Below are 21,072 nucleotides of genomic sequence, written 5' to 3' on the forward strand. Positions count from 1 at the left end.
GAACAGGGAGGAGGTCTGGTACGTCATATCGGCGTTCCCTATCCTTGTCCGTCAGCCGCGGGTGGCGAAGCAGGCGAAGCCGTCGCGCTTGAGCTTGGCGCAGGCGTTCTGAGCGTCCTTGGATTCCTCGAAGCCGGCGAAGCGGGCGCGGAAGAGCGTCGAGCCGCCCTTCTCCACCTTCTCCGTGAAGCCCGAGGCGACGGCGAGCGGACCGGAGGCCTTGGCGCGGGCGCGGGCGAGGATGTCCTTGGCCTTGGCTTCATCGTCGGTCGCGCCGAGCTGGATGATCCATTTGCCGGCGGTGGCGACGGCCGGGCGGTTCTCGCTCGCCTTCACCGGCTCGGGAGCCTTCTCGGCGAGCTTGGCGAGCGTGGTCGTGCCCGCGTCGCGCGCCTTCTCGGTCGGGCCGGGGAGTGGGGCGGCGGCGGGAGCCGGGGCGGACTTGTGCTCGGCAAGCTTGGCGACCGGCTTCTCCTCGGGCTCGGCCACCTTGGCGATCGAGGAGGTGACGTCGACATTCGCCGGCGGGCGCATGATCTTGCCGTCGGCCGCCGGGGCGCCGATCGACCAGCGCATGGCCGGCGGGGTCGTCGTCGCGGTGACGGGGCGCATGCCCGAGATCTGCAGTTGCTGCGCGTTGGCGCTCAGCGGGCGCGGCGGCGCGATCGGGGTCGTGGTCGGGACGGGCGCATAGGCGCGGGCCGCGGCCGGGACGGGCGCCTCGGCCTCGATGCGCGGACGCGGCACCGGGATCGGCGCAGGCTCGGCCGGGGCGGCGGCCACGACCGGGGCAGCGGCCACGACCGGGGCAGCCGGGCGCTGGCGCTCATGCACGCGCTCCTGCGGCCTCTCTTCCGGCTCAGGGGCTTCGGCGACCATGGTCGAAGCGCGACCGCTGGTGGCAGCCTTGGGCAGGTTGGCGACGACGAGGTCGGCCATGATCTTGTCGCGCGAGGCGCCGGAGCGCCCGCCGAGCACGACCGAGACGACATGGCGGCCATCGGCCTTGGCCGAGGTCATCAGGTTGAAGCCGGAGAGGTTGGTGTAGCCGGTCTTGATCCCGTCCACGCCCTCGATCCGGCCGAGCAGCTTGTTGTGGTTGCGGTAGGCGCCGCCGGCATAGTTGAACACCCGCGTCGAGAACATCGGGTAGTAGCGCGGGAAGCGCTCCTGGATCGCGCGGGCGAGGATGGTCAGGTCCCGCGCGGTCGTGATGTTCGGCGGGCTGTGGGGCAGGCCGTGCGGATTGTAGAAGGTCGAGCTGCGCATGCCGAGCGAGCGCGCCCGGGCGGTCATCATGCGGGCGAATTCGTCCTCGGAGCCGGCGACGTTCTCGGCGATCGCGACGGCGACGTCATTCGCGGATTTGGTGATGAGCGCCAGGATGGCGTCGCGCACCTCGATGGTCTCGCCCGGCGTGAAGCCGATCTTCGAGGGAGCCTGACGCGCCGCATAGGCGGAGACCGTCAACTCGGAGTTCATGTTGAACTTGCCGCGCTCGAGCTGCTCGAACAGCAAATAGAGCGTCATCACCTTGGTGATCGAGGCGGGGATGCGCGGGGCGTCCTCATTGACCGCATGCAGGGTGCGGCCGGACTTCACGTCCACGACCATCGCGGCATAAGGAGGGGCGTAGCCGCCACCGACATGGCGCCGCTTCTTGCGCGCCGCTTCGGCGGGAGACGCGACGGCTGCGACCGCAACCGCGGCGATACCGATCATTCCGACGAGCGCGCGAAAACGCACGCGCCGGGACCCAACGCAACTGAACACCATGGACCTGCCTCAACCAGAACTCTCGTCCCGGTCCCAAGGCCGCATCTGGCGACGTGGCATATGGGACACAGTGAGGGAGGTTAGGACGATGCGGTTACGGAGCCGTTAAAAAGCTAACGATCTCGGCGGGGCGCGCGGATGCGGGGAGCCTGCGTCTGATGCAATGCAGCGTGTCCTTGACATTCATGTTGCGGTGCACAATATGAGGGCAGTCCCGGTGGTGAACGCTTTTCATCTGGCTTTGGGGCGAGAAACCCGGGCCGTCAGGCTCGTCAGCAAGAGGCGGCACTCCGTGCCGAGGGAAGAAACATGATCCAGCAGTTCGAGACGATCCAGAAGGCCTCCAAAGAGAACGTCGATGCGGCCCTGAAGGCTTTCGGCGCCACCTCGAAGAGCGTCCAGACCATCGCCGTCGAGGCGACCGACTATGCCAAGAAGTCGTTCGAAGCCGGCACCGCGACGCTCGAGAAGCTCGCCGCCGTCAAGACCTTCGACAAGGCGCTCGAGATCCAGGCCGACTACATCAAGACCGCCTTCGAGGGCGCGGTCGCTCAGGCGACCAAGATGGGCGAGCTCTACACCTCGCTGGCCAAGGACGCCTACAAGCCGTTCGAAGGCATCGTCGCCAAGGTCGCTCCGGCCACCAAGTGAGCTGAGGTCGCGCCGCGGATAGCGGCGCCGGCTCGCTGATACGATACGAAGCCCGGCCTCACGGCCGGGCTTTTTGCGTTGCACCGATCCGTGACAAACCTGCCGCCTGTTTGAACCGATTGAAAACTGTCGCGAGGAGGCGCATGTCTTGGCGGATCGTCGCGGCGTGCCGCGGCCTGCAAGCCAGTGGTCCCTTCCCATGCTCGACAAAGCGATCCCGCCGCGTACCCTCACGCTCAACGCTGCCGACAATGTCGCAGTCGCCGTCGATCCGATCGATGTCGGTGTCACTGCGGCAGGCGTCACGGCGCTGAAGCGGATTCCGCGCGGCCACAAGCTGGCGCTGGCGCCGATTGCGACCGGCGAGCCGATCCGGAAATTCGGCCAGATCATCGGCTTCGCCACGGTCGACATTCCGCCCGGCGAATGGGTGCATGAGCACAATACCGGCTTCCATTCCTTCGAGCGCGACTATGCCTTCTGCGCCGAGGCCAAGCCCGAATTCGTGCTGCCGGTCGAACAGCAGGCGACCTTCCAGGGCTTCCGCCGCGCCAATGGCAAGGCCGGGACGCGCAATTACGTCGGCATCCTGACCTCGGTGAACTGCTCGGCTTCCGCCGCGCGCTTCATGGCCGAGGAGGTCAAGCGCTCCGGCCTGCTCGCCGATTATCCGAACGTGGACGGCGTCATCGCGCTGACCCACGGCACCGGCTGCGGCATCGACTACAATGGCGAGAGCTTCGAGGTGCTGAAGCGGACGACCTGGGGCTATGCTTGCAATCCGAACATGGCGGCCGTGCTTGTCGTCGGCCTCGGCTGCGAGGGCTTCCAGATCAAGCGCATGAAGGACGCCTATGGCGTCGAGGAAAGCGACGTCTTCCGGACGCTGACGATCCAGGAAACCGGCGGCACCAAGAAGGCTGTCGCCGCCGGAATCGAGGCGCTCAAGGTCATGCTGCCGATCGCCAACCGCGCGACGCGCGAGACGGTACCGGCTTCCGAACTGATGCTGGCCCTGCAATGCGGCGGCTCGGACGGCTATTCCGGCATCACCGCCAATCCGGCTCTGGGCAAGGCCGTCGACATCCTCGTCGAGCATGGCGGCACGGCGATCCTTTCCGAGACGCCGGAGATCTACGGAGCCGAGCATCTGCTGACGCGCCGCGCCGCGACCCGCGAGGTCGGCGAGAAGCTCGTCGGCATCATCAAGTGGTGGGAGGACTATACGGCGCGCGCCCGGATGGACATGAACAACAACCCGTCGCCGGGCAACAAGGCCGGCGGGCTCACGACCATTCTGGAGAAGTCGCTGGGTGCCGCGGCCAAGGGCGGCACCAAGACGCTCGCCGCCGTCTACAATTACGCCGAGCCGGTGAAGTCCAAGGGCTTCGTCTACATGGACACGCCCGGCTACGACCCGGTCTCGGCGACGGGCCAGGTCGCCGGCGGCGCCAATATCCTCGCCTTCACGACAGGCCGCGGCTCGGCCTATGGCTGCAAGCCGACGCCCTCGGTCAAGCTCGCGACCAACACGCCGATGTATCTGAAGCAGACCGACGACATGGACATCAACTGCGGCGATGTCCTCGACGGCGTGACGCTTGAGGAGAAGGGGCAGGAGATCTTCGACTACCTGCTGCGCATCGCGTCAGGCGAACATTCGAAGTCCGAAGAGATGGGCTACGGCGACGCCGAGTTCGTGCCCTGGCAGATCGGCGCGACGATGTGATGATTCACGATATCAATGTTCTGCATGCGGTCGCCTGCAATCCCGGCGCGGTGGCCTGCAGAACCGGGCGCTGTGAACCTCGCTCACTTTAACCTCCAATTTGCAGGCGGGCATGGCGCTGCGCAGCGACAGTCTGTTAGGCACGTCGTCGCCTGTGCCTCGCATCGCTGCAGGGCGCCCATTTCCGACGCCGTGATAGGCGTGGACGCGAGCGCCTGATTTGTCATTTCGGCCCCCAATCTCTCGATTTGGCCGAGCGAAGGCGCCCGCGAGTGCCGGCGGTCCTTACCCTTGGTCATTCCGCCGCTTTGCGGTATCCGGCAGCTTCAGCTTCGAGGACTGCCATGCCGAGTTCGACCGTATGTCGTGAAGAGCATTTTTCAACCGAATGGCATCGGTGCTTTGCCCAACGGCTCGGATTGGGAGATGTCGTCAATCGAAAGGCTTGGGAATTTACGGCGATTACCGCGGCTCTCGACGAGCGCGGTATGCTGCAACCGGGCCGTCGCGGCCTCGGCTTCGCCGTCGGGCGCGAGCCATTGAGTTCGTACTTTGCAGCATGTGGCGTCGACGTGCTCGCGACGGACCTCGGGTTGGGAGCGAAGAGGCCGAGCTGGACCAACCGCGCGCAGCATGCCGACACTCCTGACGCTATTCACTTTCCGAGTATCGTCGATCGAGCGATCTTCGATGAACGCGTCGCGTTCCGCGCGGCGGACATGCGCAAGTTGGACGACGATCTCGGTGTCAGTTCCTACGACTTCCTCTGGAGCGCCTGTGCGTTCGAGCACCTCGGGAGCCTGCGAAAGGGTACGGATTTCGTGCGCGATGCCATGCGTTTCCTGAAACCGGGCGGATTGGCGGTACACACAACCGAGTACAATGTCTCGTCGAATACAAAGACGGTGACGCGTGGACCGGCGGTGGTCTATCGTCGGCGGGATCTGGAAGAGCTGGATTATTCGCTCCGCATGCTTCGCTGCGGAATAGAAAAGATCGACTTCGATGCGGGCACAGGACCTCGGGATCTGAATTACGACGAGCCGCTCAAGACAGGTCAAGGCCGCGATCACATCAAGTTGGCAGGTTTCGGGGTCGTTTTCACCTCGGTGCTGCTCGTCATTCGCAAGGGTTGAAAGCGCGCCGGCGAAGCCTCGCCATGCCGGCTGCAAGCGCTGGAGGTCAGCCCTGCAGCAGCCTGACGCGCGTGCCCCAGGGGTCGGCGCTTTCGAAGCCGCCGGCCACGGGCGCGGTAGCCACACCTGCCGCCGCGAAACGCTCGGCCTTGGCCGTCATCAGCTCCGGCTTCTCCGTCATCAGTGAGAACCAGGCGAGCCCTGTGCTGCTGTCGTCGCGTCGGCCGGCGCCGGCGCTGTTCCAGGTGTTCATCGCCAGATGGTGGTGATAGCCGCCCGAGGACAGGAAGCTCGCCGTATCGCGCCGGCTCGTTGCCGACAGTCCGAGCAGATCCTTGTAGAATTTGTCGCCGGCCGCGACATCGCCGACGCGCAGATGGACATGGCCGATGCGCAGCCCGTCCGGCGCCCTGGCGTAGTTGGTCGCCTGAGTGTCGGTCAGCGTGAGGATGTCGTCGACATCGAGGCGATGCGTCCCCATCACGACGCGGCCGGCCTCCCAGCGCCAGCGCTCGGCCGGGCGGTCGGCATAGACCTCGATGCCGTTGCCCTCGGGATCGTTGAGATAGACCGCCTCGCTGACGCTGTGGTCGGCGAAGCCGGTCAGCGGCGTCTGGTTGCGCGCGACATGCACCAGCCAGCGCGCGAGGTCCTTGCGCGTCGGCATCAGGAAGGCCGTGTGGAACAGGCCGGCCTGCGTCGGTGGCTCCAGGGCAGCGCCGGGGCGGGAAGCCAGCGTCAGCAAGGCGCCGTCCGCAGTGCCGAGGGTCACGGCGCCTTCGCCGCGCGCCAGCACCGAAAGCCCGAGCACGTCCCGGTAGAAGGCACTGACGCGCTCGATGTCGCGCACGCGCAGCGCAGCCTGACCAATGCGCAGCGGCGTCTTGTTGGCGAAGCCCGGTCCGGCCGGCGGCGCCGCGACCGGGCCGCCCTCGGCCTGGGCCGCGCCCGTCATGGCGGCGGTGAGCGAGGATGCGCCGGCGAGGTGCAGCAGCGTGCGACGGGTGAGGGCGATCGTCATCGGGGTCCGGGCTCGAAATGCGCTTGCGGTTCTGCCCTGATGGCCATGGAATCCGGCGGAATGCATCTCACAAGCGCGTGCTTGGCGGGCCCGTGAACCGGGGCGGTCCTTGCCGCGACCAAGAAGCGGACCGGCAGCGCCATCAGGCGCGCCGGCATTTTTGTCCATAGGCTGGGGTCACCATGAAGACTGCATTTCTCGTCACCGTCCCGCGCGTTCTGCTGGGATTGCTTTTCCTCGTTTCAGCCGTCGACGGCTTCTGGTGGATGGCGACCGGCAGCCATCTGATCCATCCTCCGACGAGCGAGCGCGGCGTTGCCTTCGAGGTTGCGCTGCAGAATTCCGGCTTCTTCTGGCCGCTGCTGAAGACGGTCAACCTCGTCGGAGCGCTCAGCCTGCTGACCAATATCGCGCCGGCGCTGGGCCTCGCCCTGATCGCCCCGGTGATGGCGGTGATCGTGCTGTTCCATCTGGTGATCAATCCGCAGGGCATTCCCGTCGCGGTGATCCTCGTCGTGCTCGGCGGCCTGTTGGTCTGGGCCTATCGCGACCGCTACGCGGCACTGCTGCGCTGAAGGCCCGGTATCGAATGCAGGGCAAGCGACGCCGCAGCGCCGGGCAGTTCCCTCACAGGGTGCCGGGGGCGAGCCTGCGAGACGCGTTCAGAGCGAAAACCCGCGCAGCCGATCGCTGAGTTCGCCGATCCGGTCGGCGGCGACATTGGCGATGGCGATGCGCAGATGCTGCTCCTGCCCGGGGCCGAAATAGGGGCCGGGCAGGGCCAGCACGCCGCGCTGCTGGACCAGTTCGCGGACAACATCGGCTGCGGGCGTGCCAGCGAAGGGATGCGCGACATAGGCGAAATAGGCGCCGGCCGCGAGCACCCGCCAGCCATTGTGCGGCGCCATCGCCTCGCGGAACAGTGCGGCGCGGGCATTGATCTCGGTGCGGTTGGCCTCGCGCCAGTCGCGCGTGCCCTCGATGCCCCATGTGATCGCGGCCTGGCCTGCGCGTACCGGGCTGATCTGGACGCAGTCGAGCACCTTCGCGATCTGAGCCATGACGGCCTCGCCGGCCGTGATCGCGCCCAGGCGCCAGCCCGGAACGGCATAGGCCTTCGAGAAACTGTAGAGCCCGATCACGGAATCCTGCCAGCGCGTTGTGGCGAAGACTTCATGCGGTGCGGCAACGCCCGCGGGCAGGAAATCGCGGTAGGTCTCATCGAGCACCAGCCAGAGCCCGCGCCGGGCGCAGAGTTCGGCGAAGGCGGCGATGGTGGCGGGCGGATAGATCGCGCCGGTCGGGTTGTTGGGCGTCACCAGAACGATCGCGCGGGTGCCCGCATCGATCAGCGCTTCCGCCGTGGCGACATCGGGAACGAAGCCGGCTGCAGGGTCGCAAGGCAGGGGCCGGGCCTCGATGCCGAGCATGCGCAGCGTCATCTCGTGGTTGAAGTACCAGGGCGCGGGCAACAGCACGCTCTGGCCGGCCTTGGCCACGGCCATCATCGTCATCACGAAGGCCTGGTTGCAGCCCGAGCTGATCGCGACCTCAGCCGGCCTGAAGGCGGTGCCGTAGACGCGCGAAATCTCGGCCGCATAGGCCTCGCGCAGCGCCGTGTCGCCGGTGATCGGGCCATAGCGGGTGTTGTCGGGCAGGGCGGCGGCCTGCGACAGCCGCTCCAGCAGCGCCGCCGGCGGCGGTGAGCCCGGTACGGCCTGCGACAGGTCGACCAGCGGCCCGAAGCGCCCGTCATAGGCACGTGCCCAGCCCTGCGCCTGCGGGATCGGCGGGGTTCCGGTGTCGAGGAGGTCGGGGTTCAGGGCGGCGGGCGTCGTGGCGAGCATGGCCGGCAGCTTTGGAGCGCGGCCGCCTTTCCGTCAATCGATGTTGGCGCATGCGATGTTGGCGGACGCATGGGCCAACCGCTTGGATGCTCTGCCCGCCTGCGCCATATCTCGACGGCTGGGCAAGCGAACGGAGTGCGCATGCAGGACGAGACCAACGACGCCATCGCGGCGCTGCACGACATGCTCGATCGTGCCGCCTCCATCGTCGCCCTCACCGGCGCCGGCATCTCGACGGAATCGGGCGTGCCGGATTTCCGCTCGCCGGGCTCGCCCTGGATGGTCAACAAGCCGATCCCGTTCGAAGCCTTCGTCCAGAGCCGCGAAGCGCGCATCGAGGCCTGGCGGCGCAAGTTCGCGATGGACGACCATTATGCGGGAGCTGCCCCCAATCGCGGGCACCGGGCGCTCGCGCGGCTGGTTGCGGAGGGGCGTTCCCCCGCCGTCATCACGCAGAACATCGACGGGCTGCATCAGGCCTCGGGCGTGCCCGACGAACAGGTGATCGAGCTGCATGGCAACGGCACCTATGCGACCTGTCTCGCCTGCGGCTGGCGCCACGAGCTGGCGGCCATCCGCCCGGCCTTCGAGGCGACGGGCGAGCCGCCGGAATGCGTGATGTGCACCGGCCCGGTCAAATCGGCGACGATTTCCTTCGGCCAGGCGATGCCGCAGGACAAGATGAGCCGGGCGCAGCAACTGGCTCTCGAGTCGGAGCTTTTCCTGGTCGTCGGCTCGTCCCTCGTCGTCTATCCCGCGGCAACGCTGCCGATCATCGCGAAGAAACAGGGCGCGGAGCTGATCATCGTCAACCGCGAACCGACCGAGCTGGACGAGATCGCCGATCTCGTCGTGCGGGCCGAGATCGGGGCGGTGCTGGGTCGGTTGGCGGAATAGAGTGTAGACGGAGGCGCGGGCACGCCTTCCGCCTCGGTGCCGAAACGGGCGGTGCTTTGCGCTTACCAGGTCAGGCGCACGCCGAGCTTGCCGCCGACGGACCGGACTTCCTGGCCGCTCAGCTCGGTGGTGTAGTTCGCCTTGCCGTAGAGCGCGACGTTCTTGGTGACCTGGGCCGACAGGCCGGCCCCGATCTCTAGCGCGGTCGCGTTGCGGTCCGTCCGGATCGGATAGCCGTTGAACCGGACGGTGTCCGAGCCGTTCCCGAAATCGTGCCAGAGATTGGCGACGAGGAAGGGCTTCACCGGGACACCGTTCCAGTCGAGGTCGCCAACAAGGCGTGCGCCGAGCCGGCCGGTCAGCACATTGGCGCTGTCATAGGAGATCGCCGAGAACAGGTCCCGGTAGCGGTCACCCTGCTGGTGCTGGAAGATCAGCTGCGCCTGCGGTTCGAGCCGCCAGTTTGCCGAGAGCGCGATCGGATAGCCCGCTTCGAGCGAGGCGGAGAAGATCGTACCGCGGCTGTCCCCCTTCACCCCGAAGACCGAGCGCGCGTTCTGGTCGAGCCAGGAGCCCATCACGACGGCGTCGAGATAGGCACCCGAATTCCAGAAATGGGTCCAGTAGGCGCCGACGCTGTAGCTGGAGATGTCGAGCTTGCCGACCGACTGGTTGCGGCGCCCGATCGAGAAGCCTTTCACGTCTCCGCTCGTGTTGTGGTAGCCGAAGAAGATGCCGAAGCGGTCGCGCTGGCCGTTGGCGTGGTCGATGCCGTAGAGCGGCAGTCCGGCCTGCAGGCCCCAGAACGAGCCGTCGAATTTGGGGCTCGCGGTGCCGCGCCAGGCTTCCTCGTGATGACTTCCATAGGCCCGACCCCAACCGAGGCGCAGGACGCCATCGGCCGAGGCGTAGACCTGCTCGCCCTCGCGGTCGTGGAAGGTGCCGAGCGTGGTGCGCGCCGCACTTCGCGCCAGACTGGGAATCGCCGACTGGAGTGCGACTTCCGGACGGAACAGGATGACGCCAGGCCGCGTGCTGCCGCCGCCGCTGGTGCCTCCGCCGCCGCCCGAGCCGCCGCCTCCGGTGCCGCCGCCACCGCCGCTTCCACCGCCACCGTCGCCACCGCCGCCATCGGGGGTAGGATCAGGATCGGGGGGAGTGGGACCGGGATCCGGCTCGAAGTTGCGGAGATACCAGTTCTGCGCCGTGCCGGCAGTCACGCCGCCGCGATATAGCTGGTACTCGAAAGCGCCCGCCGCGACGCGGCCCGAAAGCGAGAACGCTCCCGGCACGGTCGTGCCGCCACTGGTCGCCTCGACGACGAGGATGCCGTTCCCGGTGGTGAGGTCGCCGGTCCCGCCGACATTGGTGATGCCGAGGCTGGTCGTGCCGCTCGCCGCGCCCGATTGGATGACGAGCTTGTCCGAGGGCGCTCCGTCGCCGGCGAGCACGGTGTTCAGCAGCAGGCGCCCGCCCTGGCCGATGTAGTTGCCGCGGATGACGAAGGCGTCGGTGACCGAGGAGCCGGCATTGGTCAGGTCGATCGTGCCGGCGTTCTCGACCGTGGTCAGGAGCCCCGAGGCGAACGGCGCCACCGTATGCGTTCCGTTGCCCGCGAACACGGTGCTGGTGGCATCGATCGTCAGCCTGCCCGTCCCGGTGCCGGAATCGCCGAGCGTGAGGGTCGAGTAGTTGTCGAAGGTCAGCTGCGAGCCATTGGTAAGCTGGAACAGCTCCCAGTTGACATAGCGGTAGACGCCGTCGCCGCGCGTATTGTCCCAGACGAGCTGGTCGGAGCCGAGGCCGCCATCGATGCGCAGGCCCGTCGCCAGGTTGGTCGGCGTCAGGTTGAGGAACAGGGCGTGATCATCCTCGGTCCCCATGTCGATGAAGCCGCTGATCGTGCCGCCGCTCCAGGTCAGGCGGTCCGCGCCGCCTTCGCCCTGGAAGTTCGTCGAAATGTGACCATCTACGATGAAGGCCTGGTCGTTGTCGGGGCCCATCAGGATCGGCGCGTTGACCGTGCCGCCGAGCATGACGAAGATGTCGTTGCCGGGGCCCATCTCGATCGTCCCGTTCTCGACCGGATCGGTGAATCGGGCGAAGGGGCGATTGGTCAGGATGTCGTTTCCGGCGCCGAGCCGAATGGCGACGTTGACCGTGCCGAGGTTGTCGACGACGTCATTCGAGGTGCCGCCCGTCGTGTCGATGCTCTGCATCACGGCGCCGGGCCGGTTGACGATGGTGTTGGTTCCGTTGCCGGTCAGCGTGATGGCGCCGTTGAAGGTGCCGAAATTGTCGATGAAGTTGGACGGGCCGGTCAGCGTGAAGACCCCACTGACCGTGCCGCGGTCGCCTGCTTCGGAGCCGTTGATGAAGCGGTTCTGCAGCGTGCCTGTCAGGGTCGCGCCCGCATTGAGCGTGCCCAGATTGTTGATCGTGTTCTGATAGCCGGTGATGTTGACCAGGCCGTTGACGTTGCGGCCGGCGAAGACGTTGAGGGTGTTCTCGCCGGCCCCGGTAATGGTGATGCCGCCGGAGTTGAAGGTGCCGTTCTGGTTGATGATGATGGTGCCGTCGCCGGAGCCGACGATCCCGCCATTCAGCGTGCCGGTGTTGTTGAGCGTCTTCGTGAAGCCGCTGACGCCGACGAAGTTCAGGGCGGGGCTACCCTGTAGCGTGCCGTCGTTGTTGACCGTGCTGTTGCCCGTCCCCTGGATGTCGACCGTTCCGGCCAGCGTCGTGCCCGAGACGACATTCACGGTGATGCCGGTATTGAGCGGGGCGGTGAAGCCCGTGCCGATGAAGCCGCCGCTGCAGGTCACGGTGTCGCCCGCGGCCGGCACCGCCGGGGCGCATTGCGCCATCGCGGGGCTTTCCAGCGCGCAGGTCATCGCGAACGACGCCGAGGCGCCGAGCAGGAGCGTCCGCAGGCGCGGCCTGCCGGCAGAGGGGGGCGACCCGGCCAAGCCGGACCGCGACGGATGTATGGGGGCGAAGGCCTCGGGCAGGGGAGGTCGTGTCGTCAGGGAATTGGCTTTGGGAGTCTCGGAGCATACGGCGCTCGATCGAATATTGTTCGGGAGCAAATGTCGCATGAGACAATCCGAATAATCATATCGATGCCGCAATTGATGTTCTGTTCTCCCATATTGGTCAACCCGAAGATGTCGCTGGGTGCGTGTCATAATCGAAGCAATTTTGAATCATTATTGTCTAATTGCCTGAGATGTTTGCCGATATTCGGTTTCTGTAGCCTGCCCGGGCGAAGGTGCTGCGGTGCGCTGAGGGCAGGGCCCCCTTGCATTCTGCGAATCGCGGCCCGGGCCAGCGGCGCTCTTGGCGCATGGCGACCGGCGTGCTGCCCGGCGCCGACAACCTGGGGCTCGGCCCGGCGTTGAGGGCGCGTTGATGTGGATGACGCAAAGCCGGCTGTATCGCGACTCCACAGCGATGTTATCCTGAGGCCACGAATCAAGCCATTTCGGGCGGGGGTGGGTGGCAAATGTCCGACGAGTTCGGTGAGAGCGGGCGGCGACCGATGGGACCGATCCAGTCACTCAACCGCGTGATGCGGCTCGACGGGCCAGAAGGGCTCGGTCACGAGGCCGCCGTCGAGCTCAGCGGTCACGTCAAATGGTTCGACGTCAGCAAGGGCTACGGCTTCGTCGTGCCCGAGGACGGCGGCGCCGACATTCTTGTCCATGTCACGATCCTGAAGCGCGACGGCTTCAACGCCATCGCCGAAGGCGCCCATATCGTGCTGGAGGCGGTGGCCAAGCCGCGGGGCCGCCAGGCCATCCGCGTCCTGTCGATCGACACCAGTGCAGCGCGGCACCCCGCCGAGATGCCGCTCGCGCGCACCAATGTGCAGGTCACGCCGACCAGCGGGCTCGAGCGGATGACGGTGAAGTGGTTCAACCGCCTGCGCGGCTTCGGCTTCGTCTCGGCCGGCGAGAACGCCCCTGACATCTTCGTCCATATGGAGACGATGCGGCGCTACGGGCTGGTCGAACTGATCCCGGGGCAGACCGTGCTGGTGCGCTACGGACCCGGACCCAAGGGCCTGATGGCAGCCGAGATCCGGCTGGAGCAGGGCGGGATCGCCAGCTCGCATTGAGACGACCGCAATTCGCAGGTCAGCGGAAGGCGCCCTTGTGGCGCCTTTTTCATTAGGGCCGCCCGATTGGGCAGGAAACCGACATTATCCCCCGGCCATGTCGGGGGCCGGGAAGCCCGAGTACAATCTAAAGCGCGAACGAGGTTCCGCAGCCGCAGGAGCTCGTGGCGTTCGGGTTGGTGATCCGGAAGGACTGGCCGACGAGATCGTCGACGAAGTCGATGGTGCAGCCTTCGAGCAGGTCGAGCGAGGTCTCGTCGATCAGGACGGTGGCGCCGTCACGCTCGATCACGAGGTCGCCGGGGGCCTTCTCCTGATCGACGTCGAAAATGTACTGGAAGCCCGAGCAGCCGCCACCGGCGACGCTGACGCGCAGCATCGAGCCCGGCGGTTCCTTCGCCATCACGGAGAGAATGCGGGTCGCGGCCTTGCCCGTCACGGCGATGCCGCGCGGATTGACCGGCATATCGGTCGTCATCATCAGATGCTCCTTGCACCTTCGTTACGCGCAAAGGTAATTGCGCCGCAACGCCTCTACAAGCAGGGGAGGCGACGGGTCTGCCATGCCGCATCCAGAGAAGCCCTTTTTCACGGCCGGGCCCGATTTCGAGCCTGGCGATCGCTGGCGCGCTCCTTACGCTTGCCGCACCGCGACGAGCCGTGGCCGGCTGATCGCCGAGCCGGCCTCGCCGACGCGCAACCCTTTCCAGCGTGATCGCGACCGGATCATTCATTCGACCGCGTTCCGTCGGCTCAAGCACAAGACCCAGGTCTTCGTCTCGCATGAGGGCGACCATTTCCGCACGCGGCTGACGCATTCCATCGAGGTCGCGCAGATCGCGCGCGCCTTGGCGCGGGCGCTCGGGCTCGACGAGGATCTGGCCGAGGCGCTGGCGCTCGCGCATGACCTCGGCCACACGCCCTTCGGCCATACCGGTGAGGATGCGCTCGCCGAGTGCATGGCCCCGTTCGGCGGCTTCGACCACAATGCCCAGACTCTCAGGATCGTGACGCGGCTGGAGCGGCGCTATGCCGGTTTCGACGGGCTCAACCTGACCTGGGAGACGCTGGAGGGTCTCGTCAAGCACAATGGCCCGCTCTTGTTCCCCGACGGGACACCGACCGAGCGCTACGCCACGACCGGCATTCCGGCGGCCATCGTCGAGTACCAGGCGAAGCAGGACCTCTGGCTGGATTCCTATGCCTCGGCCGAGGCGCAGGCCGCAGCCCTTGCCGACGATATCGCCTACAACGCCCATGACATCGATGACGGCTTGCGGGCAGGACTGTTCGGCCACGCCGAGCTCAAGGCGGTGCCGTTCCTTGCCGGACTGCTCGACGAGATCGAGTCGCTGCATCCCGGGCTCGAGACATCACGGACGACGAATGAACTGGTCCGGCGGGTGATCACCCGGTTCGTCGAGGGGGTGATCGTCGAGTCGCAGGCGCGGCTGGAAAAGCTGGCGCCGGCCGACGCCGATGCGATCAGGCGGGCGGGTGGGCCTGTGGTCGCCTTCCCGGCGGCGATCGAGGCTGCGGACCGCGAGATCAAGGCCTTCCTCTATCCGAACATGTATCGCCATGCCCGGATCGCGCCGATCCGTCGCGATGCGGCGCAGGTGGTGCGCGAGCTCTTCGGCCGCTTCAACGCCGATCCAGCATTGATGCCGGCCGACTGGGCGGCTGGCTGCGAGGGGCTCGACGCCCATCGCCGCGCGCGGCGGATTGCCGACTATATCGCCGGCATGACCGACTGGTACGCGCTCGACGAACACCGCCGCCTGTTTGACGCGACCCCGTCGCTGCGATAGGGCCGGGCATTCCCAAACCCGCCTAGCTTGTCCGTTCGCAGCAGATATTGGCCGCCATGAACCTGTTCGAGACCTATTCCGCCCGTGTCGCCGCCGCGATTTCGGCTCTTGCCGAGCGCGGGGCCCTGCCTGCCGGCCTCGATCTCGGGCGCGTCGTGGTCGAGCCGACCAAGGACCCGGCCCATGGCGATCTCGCGACCAATGCCGCGATGGTGCTCGCCAAGGAGGCCGGAACCAACCCGCGCGCGCTGGCTGCGCTTCTGGTCGAAGAGCTCTCGGGCGATGCCGAGATCGTCAAGGCGGAGATCGCCGGGCCGGGCTTCATCAATCTGACGCTGCAGCCGGCAGTGTTCACCGCGATCCTGAAGGACGCGGTCGAGCGAGGGCTGGAATACGGACGAGGGGCGTCCAAGCCCGAGCCGAAGATCAATGTCGAATATGTCTCGGCCAACCCGACCGGGCCGATGCATGTCGGCCATGGCCGTGGCGCCGTGTTTGGCGATTCGCTCGCCAACATCCTCGCCTTCGCCGGCCATGCGGTGACGCGCGAATACTACATCAACGACGCCGGTGCTCAGGTCGACGTGCTCGCCCGCTCCGCCTTCCTGCGCTACCGCGAGGCGCTGGGTGAGACCATCACCATTCCGGAGGGGCTGTATCCGGGCGATTATCTCGTCTCGGTCGGCCAGACCCTGGCCAAGGCGCATGGCGACGCGCTGCTGGGCAAGCCCGAAGCCGAATGGCTGCCGCTCGTGCGCCAGACCGCCATCGACGGCATGATGGCGATGATCCGCGACGATCTCGCCGCGCTCGGCGTCGTCCACGACGTCTTCTTCTCGGAGCGTTCGCTGCAGGTCGTCGACGGCAACAAGGATGCCGTGAAGGAAACGATCGAGGACCTGCGCTCGCGCGACCTGATCTATGAGGGCCGGCTGCCGCCGCCGAAGGGCCAGAAGGACGAGGACTGGGAGGATCGCGAGCAGACGCTCTTCCGCGCCACCAAGTTCGGCGACGATGTCGACCGGCCCCTGCTGAAGTCAGATGGCAGCTATACCTATTTCGCCAACGACATCGCCTATCACCGCTCCAAGTTCACGCGCGGCTTTCCCCAGATGATCGACGTCTGGGGCGCCGACCATGGCGGCTACGTCAAGCGCATGCAGGCGGCGGTGAAGGCCGTGACGCATGAGAAGGGCGAGCTCGACGTCAAGCTCTGCCAGCTCGTCAAGCTGCTGCGCAACGGCGAGCCGGTGAAGATGTCGAAGCGTTCGGGCGATTTCGTCACGCTGCGCGAAGTCATCGACGAGGTCGGCCGCGATGCGGTGCGCTTCATGATGATCTTCCGCAAGAACGACGCGACGCTCGACTTCGATCTCGCCAAGGTGGTCGAGCAGTCGAAGGACAACCCCGTCTTCTACGTCCAGTATGCCCATGCGCGCTGCGCCTCGATCTTCCGGCAGGCGCGTGAGGCGTTTCCCGATCTCGATCTAGCGCCGGCCGCGCTGGCGCGGTCCGATCTCGCCCGTCTGACCGACGAGGCGGAGGTTGGTATCGTCAAGTTGATCGCGTCCTATCCGCGAATCATCGAAGGCGCGGCGGCCGCTCACGAGCCACATCGCGTTGCGTTTTTTGTTCATGAGCTGGCGAGCGCTTTCCATTCGCTATGGAACAAGGGCAAAGACTCGCCGCAATTACGGTTCGTTAATCAAACTGATCGAGAGTCGACCTTGGCGAGGTTGGCGTTTGTGCATGCAGTGCGCGGCGTCCTTGCTTCCGGTCTGGCTGTCGCCGGAGTTGCGGCGCCGGAAGAGATGCGCTGACGGTCGGTTGGCCCTCAGTGCGCACAAGGTCAGGTTGACGGCAAGACGCTTTGGGCATCCCATGCGTGCGGTCGGCCTGCGCTGGAATGGATCGTGCCATGAGTGAGCCAGCTAGAAACCGTTTCGCGCTCGATCTCGAAGATCTTGAGCGCCAGCTTCGCAACGCCGGGCAGGCGCCGAAGGTCGGTCAGCCCGTCGACCCGCTGGCCGAGCTGACGCGTATCGTCGACCAGGGCGACCCGCTGAAGGACATCTTCGGGCATCGGGGGCAGGCGGCCGCGCCGCAGCGCGTGGCGGCGCCCTGGCAGGCCCAGGAGCAGCCGATTGCCCAGGCTCAGCCTCAGTTTCAGGGCCAGCCCCGGGGCCAGGTCCAGCCGCGGCAGGAACCGGTCTTCAATCCCGTCCAGGAGCTGCAGGCGGCTGTCGAGCAGTCGTCGCCGCCGGCCGAACTTCGCGGCGCGCTCGACGAGTTCGAGGCGCTGTTGCGCCGCACGGATGGCGGCCGGCCTGCACCCTCCCAGGCTGCGCCTGCTCCCGCTGCCGCGCCGGCGCGCACCGAGCCTCGCTTCGTCATCGAGGAAGAGAGCTTCGAGCTGCCCGAGCCGCAGTCCTATCAGCGGCCCGTGGCCGGGCAGGGCATGGCTGCGGCGCCGCGTGACCTCGACGAGGCGCGCGAGCCCTACCCCTATTATGACCAGCAGCACTATGATGCGCACCCGCAGCATGCCGAGCTGCCGGCCGATGACGAGATGCCGGTCCTCGAGCCGCGCCGCTCGCGCAAGGGCCTCTATGCCGCCGCGGCGCTGGTCCTGGTGGGCGTCGTCGGGGGCGGTGTCGTGATGTCGCAGCGCGGCGCGCTGCGCGGTTCGGATGGCCAGCCGCCGACGATCACGGCGGATGCCGGGCCGACCAAGGTCGAGCCGGCCAATCCCGGCGGTGCCGAGATACCGAACCAGAACAAGCAGATCTATGAGCGGCCGGGCGACACGTCGGCCGGGCCGACCAAGGTCGTCAGCCGCGAAGAGCAGCCGGTCGATGTCCAGCAGGCGGCGCGTTCGATGCCGTCGCGCGTCGTGCTGCCGGGGCCGGGCACCGGCACCGCCACGACCCCCGCGGCCAATGCGCTGTCGCAGGCGCCGGCCGTCATCGCGCGCGATCCTGCTCCGCTGGAGCCGGCGCTGACGCCGGTGCCGCCTGTGCCGGGGCTGGGCGAACCGCGCCGTGTCCGCACGGTTTCGATCCGCCCCGACGGGACGCCCGCGCCGGCTGCCAATGGCGCCGCGGGCTACACGAACGGTACCCTGTCGGCGGGAACGGATCCGGCGCAGCCGACCCGGCCGGGCCTGCTTGCCTCGACCGATCCGGCATCGACGACCGCTTCGGCGCAGCCGCGTCCGCGTCCGGCGACGACGCCGGCGCAGGAGGCCGCCAAGGTCCAGGAACCCGCCAAGGTGCAGGAACGCGCCGCGGCGACGACACCTTCCGCCCCGATGCGGGTCGCCAGCGTTCCGCCCGCGGCCCAGGCACCCGCCGCACCGGCACCTGCCACCGCCGCCATCCGCAGCGGAACCGGCGATTTCGTCGTCCAGCTTGGTGCGCCCGGCAGCGAGTCCGAGGCGCGGGCGACCTTCGCGGCGCTCCAGCGCAAATATCCGGGCCAGCTCGGCGGCCAGGCGCCGATCGTGCGCAAGACGGAGCTTGCAGGCGGGAAGACGGTGTACCGGCTCCGCGTCGGTCCCTATTCCCGCGAGGACGCCACGACGATGTGCACACAGCTCCAGGCTGCGGGCGGCCAGTGCTTCATCGCCAAGAACTGACGATCAAGCTCTAGCGGGCTCTAGAGCCCGGACCGTCAGGGTCGATTTCGAAACCGGCGGCGCCTCGCGCTGCCGGTTTTTCCGTTCGCGTCCGGCGCAACCCGTCTCGGCAGGATGGCTAGTGGTCCGCCCTGCCGTTTCATGCGAAGAGGCGCGCGGCAGTGTCGCCTTGAGCCTGCAGGGTGCGGCGACCGAAGACCACAAGAACACCGGAGGATACCATGGACCGTCGCAAATTCGTGAAGACAGCCGCTGCCGGCGCCGCGGGGAGCGCCGCCATCGCCGCTCCCGCCATCGCCCAGTCGCAGCCCAAGGTCGCCTGGCGCCTGACCTCGAGCTACCCGAAGAGCCTCGACACGCTGTTCGGTCTCTCGACGCAGGTCGCCAAGCGCGTCGCGGAAGCGACCGACGGCAATTTCCAGATCCAGGTCTTCGCGCCGGGCGAGATCGTCCCCGGGCTGCAGGCGCTCGATGCCGTGCAGAACGGCACGGTCGAGTGCAGCCACACCCTGTCGAGCTTCTATATCGGCAAGGACCCGGCCTTCGCCTTCGAGACCTCGCTGCCCTTCGGCTTCAACACCCGCCAGCAGAACGCGTGGCTCTATGCCGGCGGCGGGCTCGAGCTGTGCCGTGCCTTCATGCAGAAGCACAACCTCTACACCATCCCGTCGGGCAACACCGGCGCGCAGATGGGCGGCTGGTTCCGCAAGGAGATCAAGTCGCTCGAGGATCTGAAGGGCCTCAAGATGCGCATCGCCGGCATGGGCGGGCAGATCATGGCCAAGCTCGGCGTCGTGCCGCAGCAGATCGCCGGCGGCGACATCTATCCGGCGCTGGAGCGCGGCACGCTCGACGCGGTCGAGTTCTCCGGCCCGCTCGACGACGAGAAGCTCGGCTTCCAGAAGGTCGCGAAGTACTATTACTATCCCGGCTTCTGGGAAGGCTGCGCCAATGTCAGCTTCCTCGTGAACCTCGAGAAGTGGAACGCGCTGCCGGCGTCCTACAAGGCGATCGTCGAGGCGGCCTGCGCCGAGGCCAACGCGCTCTGCGTCGCCAAATACGACAATGGCAACCCGGATGCGCTCGTCCGCCTCGCCGGCACCGGGGCCGAGCTGCGGCCCTTCCCGCAGGAGGTGATGCTGGCCGCGTTCAAGGAGGCCTTCGCCATGTATGGCGAGCTTGCCGCCTCGAACCCGAACTTCAAGACCTTCTATGATTCCTTCCTGCCGTACTGGAAGAAGGAGAACCTGTGGTTCCGCGTCGCCGAGCTGCCCTTCGACGCCTTCAACGCGCAGATGGCCGCGCAGATGCGCTGAGCCCACAGGGCGAGGGGGCGGGACGCTTGACCGGCCCCCTCCGCCTTCCTACGCCTGAGCCATGACCTCACGCGCCTTCATCGCCGGCTGCCTCGGCACGAGCCTGACCCAAGACGAGCGTGCCTTCTTCAGGGATGCGCGCCCCTGGGGTTTCATCCTGTTCCGGCGCAACACGCAGGATCCCGCCCAGGTCGCGGCACTGACCGCCGAGATGCGCGAGACGGTGGGCTGGCACGCGCCGATCCTGATCGACCAGGAGGGCGGGCGGGTGCAGCGCATGGCGCCGCCGAACTGGCCGAAATATCCGCCGGCGCGGGCCTTCCTCGCGATCAACGACCCGCTCCTGCAGCGTGAGACCGTGCGGCTCTCGGCCCGGCTGATGGCGCATGACCTGAAGAGCGTCGGCATCGATGTCGACTGCCTGCCGGTTCTCGACGTGCCGGTCGCCGGCAGCCATGACGTGATCGGCGACCGCGCCTATGCGCATGAGCCTGACATGGTGGCGCGGCTCGGGCGCGCTGCGGCCGAGGGGCTGCTGGCGGGCGGCGTGCTGCCGGTGGTCAAGCACATGCCCGGCCATGGACGCGCGAAGGCCGACAGCCATCACGACCTGCCCGTCGTCGATGCAGGTCTCGAGGAGTTGCGGGCCCATGATTTCCGGCCCTTCCGGCATCTCGCCGACATGCCGCTGGCTATGACGGCCCATGTCGTCTTCACCGCGCTCGACGCCCGGCATCCGGCCACCGTTTCGCGGAAAGTCGTGCGCGAAATCATGCGCGGAGAGCTCGGCTATGACGGGCTGATCATGACCGACGACATCTCGATGAAGGCGCTTTCCGGCGGCTTTGCCGAAAAGGCGCGCGCCGCGATCCGGGCCGGTGTCGATGTCGTGCTGCATTGCCACGGCATCATGGAGGAGATGGTCGCGATCGCCGGTGCTGTGCCCGAAATGAAGGGCGACCGCGCCCGCCGCGCCGCGATGGCGCTGGCGCGCATCCGGCACGAGCCGGAACCGCTCGACGTCGAGGCTGCGCGGGCGCAATTGGCCAGCGCGCTTGCGTTGAGCGCCTGAACCGTCGAACCTGCGACAGGCTCGCGACTTTCGCGTGAGCGAGAGGGGGGCTGCCGGCC

16 protein-coding genes are annotated in these 21,072 nt (G+C 67.3%); 11 read left to right on the forward strand and 5 right to left on the reverse strand.

Annotation, left to right across the window (positions count from 1 at the left end):
• Positions 1-51: 51 nt before the first annotated feature.
• Positions 52-1,746, reverse strand: coding sequence for an SPOR domain-containing protein (locus VGN82_RS10950; protein ID WP_414644266.1), 1,695 nt, complete (start codon positions 1,744-1,746; stop codon positions 52-54).
• A 339-nt stretch (positions 1,747-2,085) separates the two neighbouring features.
• Between VGN82_RS10950 and VGN82_RS10955 the strand changes: the two genes are divergently transcribed.
• From VGN82_RS10955 to VGN82_RS10965, 3 genes are all read left to right on the forward strand, one after another.
• Positions 2,086-2,427, forward strand: a complete 342-nt coding sequence (locus VGN82_RS10955; protein ID WP_327527054.1) for a phasin family protein — start codon at positions 2,086-2,088, stop codon at positions 2,425-2,427.
• A 199-nt stretch (positions 2,428-2,626) separates the two neighbouring features.
• The gene (locus VGN82_RS10960; RefSeq protein ID WP_327527055.1) at positions 2,627-4,156 is read left to right on the forward strand and encodes a UxaA family hydrolase; all 1,530 of its coding nucleotides are present in this window, start codon (positions 2,627-2,629) and stop codon (positions 4,154-4,156) included.
• 344 nt (positions 4,157-4,500) lie between these two features.
• Positions 4,501-5,292 carry an SAM-dependent methyltransferase gene (locus VGN82_RS10965; protein WP_327527056.1) on the forward strand — a complete coding sequence of 264 codons (792 nt, stop codon included), beginning with the start codon at positions 4,501-4,503 and terminating at the stop codon, positions 5,290-5,292.
• A 46-nt stretch (positions 5,293-5,338) separates the two neighbouring features.
• On the opposite strand, the gene VGN82_RS10970 is transcribed toward VGN82_RS10965, so the two are convergent.
• The gene (locus VGN82_RS10970) at positions 5,339-6,313 is read right to left on the reverse strand and encodes a VOC family protein (RefSeq protein ID WP_327527057.1); all 975 of its coding nucleotides are present in this window, start codon (positions 6,311-6,313) and stop codon (positions 5,339-5,341) included.
• Between the two features lie 182 nt (positions 6,314-6,495).
• Here VGN82_RS10970 and VGN82_RS10975 point away from each other — a divergent pair, with 182 nt between their 5' ends.
• A complete protein-coding gene (locus VGN82_RS10975) occupies positions 6,496-6,888 on the forward strand; it encodes a hypothetical protein (protein ID WP_327527058.1) in 393 nt (130 codons plus the stop codon).
• A gap of 87 nt (positions 6,889-6,975) precedes the next feature.
• On the opposite strand, the gene VGN82_RS10980 is transcribed toward VGN82_RS10975, so the two are convergent.
• Positions 6,976-8,160 (reverse strand): aminotransferase, encoded by a 1,185-nt coding sequence (locus VGN82_RS10980; protein ID WP_327527059.1) that lies wholly within the window; start codon positions 8,158-8,160, stop codon positions 6,976-6,978.
• Positions 8,161-8,301: 141 nt separating this feature from the next.
• Between VGN82_RS10980 and VGN82_RS10985 the strand changes: the two genes are divergently transcribed.
• Positions 8,302-9,057: an SIR2 family NAD-dependent protein deacylase gene (locus VGN82_RS10985; protein WP_327527060.1), complete on the forward strand. Its 756-nt coding sequence runs from the start codon at positions 8,302-8,304 to the stop codon at positions 9,055-9,057.
• Positions 9,058-9,119: 62 nt separating this feature from the next.
• On the opposite strand, the gene VGN82_RS10990 is transcribed toward VGN82_RS10985, so the two are convergent.
• Complete coding sequence (locus VGN82_RS10990) at positions 9,120-12,026, reverse strand: autotransporter family protein (RefSeq protein ID WP_327527061.1); 2,907 nt, start codon at positions 12,024-12,026, stop codon at positions 9,120-9,122.
• Between the two features lie 536 nt (positions 12,027-12,562).
• Between VGN82_RS10990 and VGN82_RS10995 the strand changes: the two genes are divergently transcribed.
• Positions 12,563-13,177, forward strand: a complete 615-nt coding sequence (locus VGN82_RS10995) for a cold-shock protein (protein WP_414644268.1) — start codon at positions 12,563-12,565, stop codon at positions 13,175-13,177.
• 127 nt (positions 13,178-13,304) lie between these two features.
• Here VGN82_RS10995 and VGN82_RS11000 read toward each other — a convergent pair whose 3' ends face one another.
• Positions 13,305-13,658 (reverse strand): HesB/IscA family protein, encoded by a 354-nt coding sequence (locus VGN82_RS11000; RefSeq protein WP_327527062.1) that lies wholly within the window; start codon positions 13,656-13,658, stop codon positions 13,305-13,307.
• A gap of 82 nt (positions 13,659-13,740) precedes the next feature.
• Here VGN82_RS11000 and VGN82_RS11005 point away from each other — a divergent pair, with 82 nt between their 5' ends.
• The 5 genes from VGN82_RS11005 (at position 13,741) to nagZ (ending at position 21,013) form a co-directional block, all read left to right on the forward strand.
• Positions 13,741-14,988: a deoxyguanosinetriphosphate triphosphohydrolase gene (locus VGN82_RS11005; protein WP_327527063.1), complete on the forward strand. Its 1,248-nt coding sequence runs from the start codon at positions 13,741-13,743 to the stop codon at positions 14,986-14,988.
• 56 nt (positions 14,989-15,044) lie between these two features.
• Entirely contained in the window at positions 15,045-16,808 is a 1,764-nt protein-coding gene (argS, locus tag VGN82_RS11010; RefSeq protein WP_327527064.1) for an arginine--tRNA ligase, read from the forward strand.
• A 98-nt stretch (positions 16,809-16,906) separates the two neighbouring features.
• The gene (locus tag VGN82_RS11015) at positions 16,907-18,625 is read left to right on the forward strand and encodes an SPOR domain-containing protein (RefSeq protein ID WP_327527065.1); all 1,719 of its coding nucleotides are present in this window, start codon (positions 16,907-16,909) and stop codon (positions 18,623-18,625) included.
• Positions 18,626-18,846: 221 nt separating this feature from the next.
• On the forward strand, positions 18,847-19,941 hold the full coding sequence (locus tag VGN82_RS11020) for a TRAP transporter substrate-binding protein (RefSeq protein WP_327527066.1): 1,095 nt from the start codon (positions 18,847-18,849) through the stop codon (positions 19,939-19,941).
• 61 nt (positions 19,942-20,002) lie between these two features.
• On the forward strand, positions 20,003-21,013 hold the full coding sequence (gene nagZ / locus VGN82_RS11025; RefSeq protein WP_327527067.1) for a beta-N-acetylhexosaminidase: 1,011 nt from the start codon (positions 20,003-20,005) through the stop codon (positions 21,011-21,013).
• The last annotated feature ends 59 nt before the right edge of the window (positions 21,014-21,072 follow it).

It is taken from the genome of Allobosea sp., from assembly GCF_035999205.1.
Taxonomy (GTDB): domain Bacteria; phylum Pseudomonadota; class Alphaproteobacteria; order Rhizobiales; family Beijerinckiaceae; genus Allobosea.

Excerpts from the sequence above, each read along its gene's own strand:
- VGN82_RS10960 (WP_327527055.1), top strand. The coding sequence starts at position 2,627 with ATGCTCGACAAAGCGATCCCGCCGCGTACCCTCACGCTCAACGCTGCC.
- VGN82_RS10980 (WP_327527059.1), bottom strand. The coding sequence starts at position 8,160 with ATGCTCGCCACGACGCCCGCCGCCCTGAACCCCGACCTCCTCGACACC.
- nagZ (WP_327527067.1), top strand. The coding sequence starts at position 20,003 with ATGACCTCACGCGCCTTCATCGCCGGCTGCCTCGGCACGAGCCTGACC.
- VGN82_RS10995 (WP_414644268.1), top strand. The coding sequence starts at position 12,563 with ATGTCCGACGAGTTCGGTGAGAGCGGGCGGCGACCGATGGGACCGATC.
- VGN82_RS10970 (WP_327527057.1), bottom strand. The coding sequence starts at position 6,313 with ATGACGATCGCCCTCACCCGTCGCACGCTGCTGCACCTCGCCGGCGCA.
- VGN82_RS10985 (WP_327527060.1), top strand. The coding sequence starts at position 8,302 with ATGCAGGACGAGACCAACGACGCCATCGCGGCGCTGCACGACATGCTC.
- VGN82_RS11015 (WP_327527065.1), top strand. The coding sequence starts at position 16,907 with ATGAGTGAGCCAGCTAGAAACCGTTTCGCGCTCGATCTCGAAGATCTT.
- VGN82_RS11020 (WP_327527066.1), top strand. The coding sequence starts at position 18,847 with ATGGACCGTCGCAAATTCGTGAAGACAGCCGCTGCCGGCGCCGCGGGG.
- VGN82_RS10975 (WP_327527058.1), top strand. The coding sequence starts at position 6,496 with ATGAAGACTGCATTTCTCGTCACCGTCCCGCGCGTTCTGCTGGGATTG.
- VGN82_RS11000 (WP_327527062.1), bottom strand. The coding sequence starts at position 13,658 with ATGATGACGACCGATATGCCGGTCAATCCGCGCGGCATCGCCGTGACG.
- VGN82_RS10965 (WP_327527056.1), top strand. The coding sequence starts at position 4,501 with ATGCCGAGTTCGACCGTATGTCGTGAAGAGCATTTTTCAACCGAATGG.
- VGN82_RS11005 (WP_327527063.1), top strand. The coding sequence starts at position 13,741 with ATGCCGCATCCAGAGAAGCCCTTTTTCACGGCCGGGCCCGATTTCGAG.
- argS (WP_327527064.1), top strand. The coding sequence starts at position 15,045 with ATGAACCTGTTCGAGACCTATTCCGCCCGTGTCGCCGCCGCGATTTCG.
- VGN82_RS10955 (WP_327527054.1), top strand. The coding sequence starts at position 2,086 with ATGATCCAGCAGTTCGAGACGATCCAGAAGGCCTCCAAAGAGAACGTC.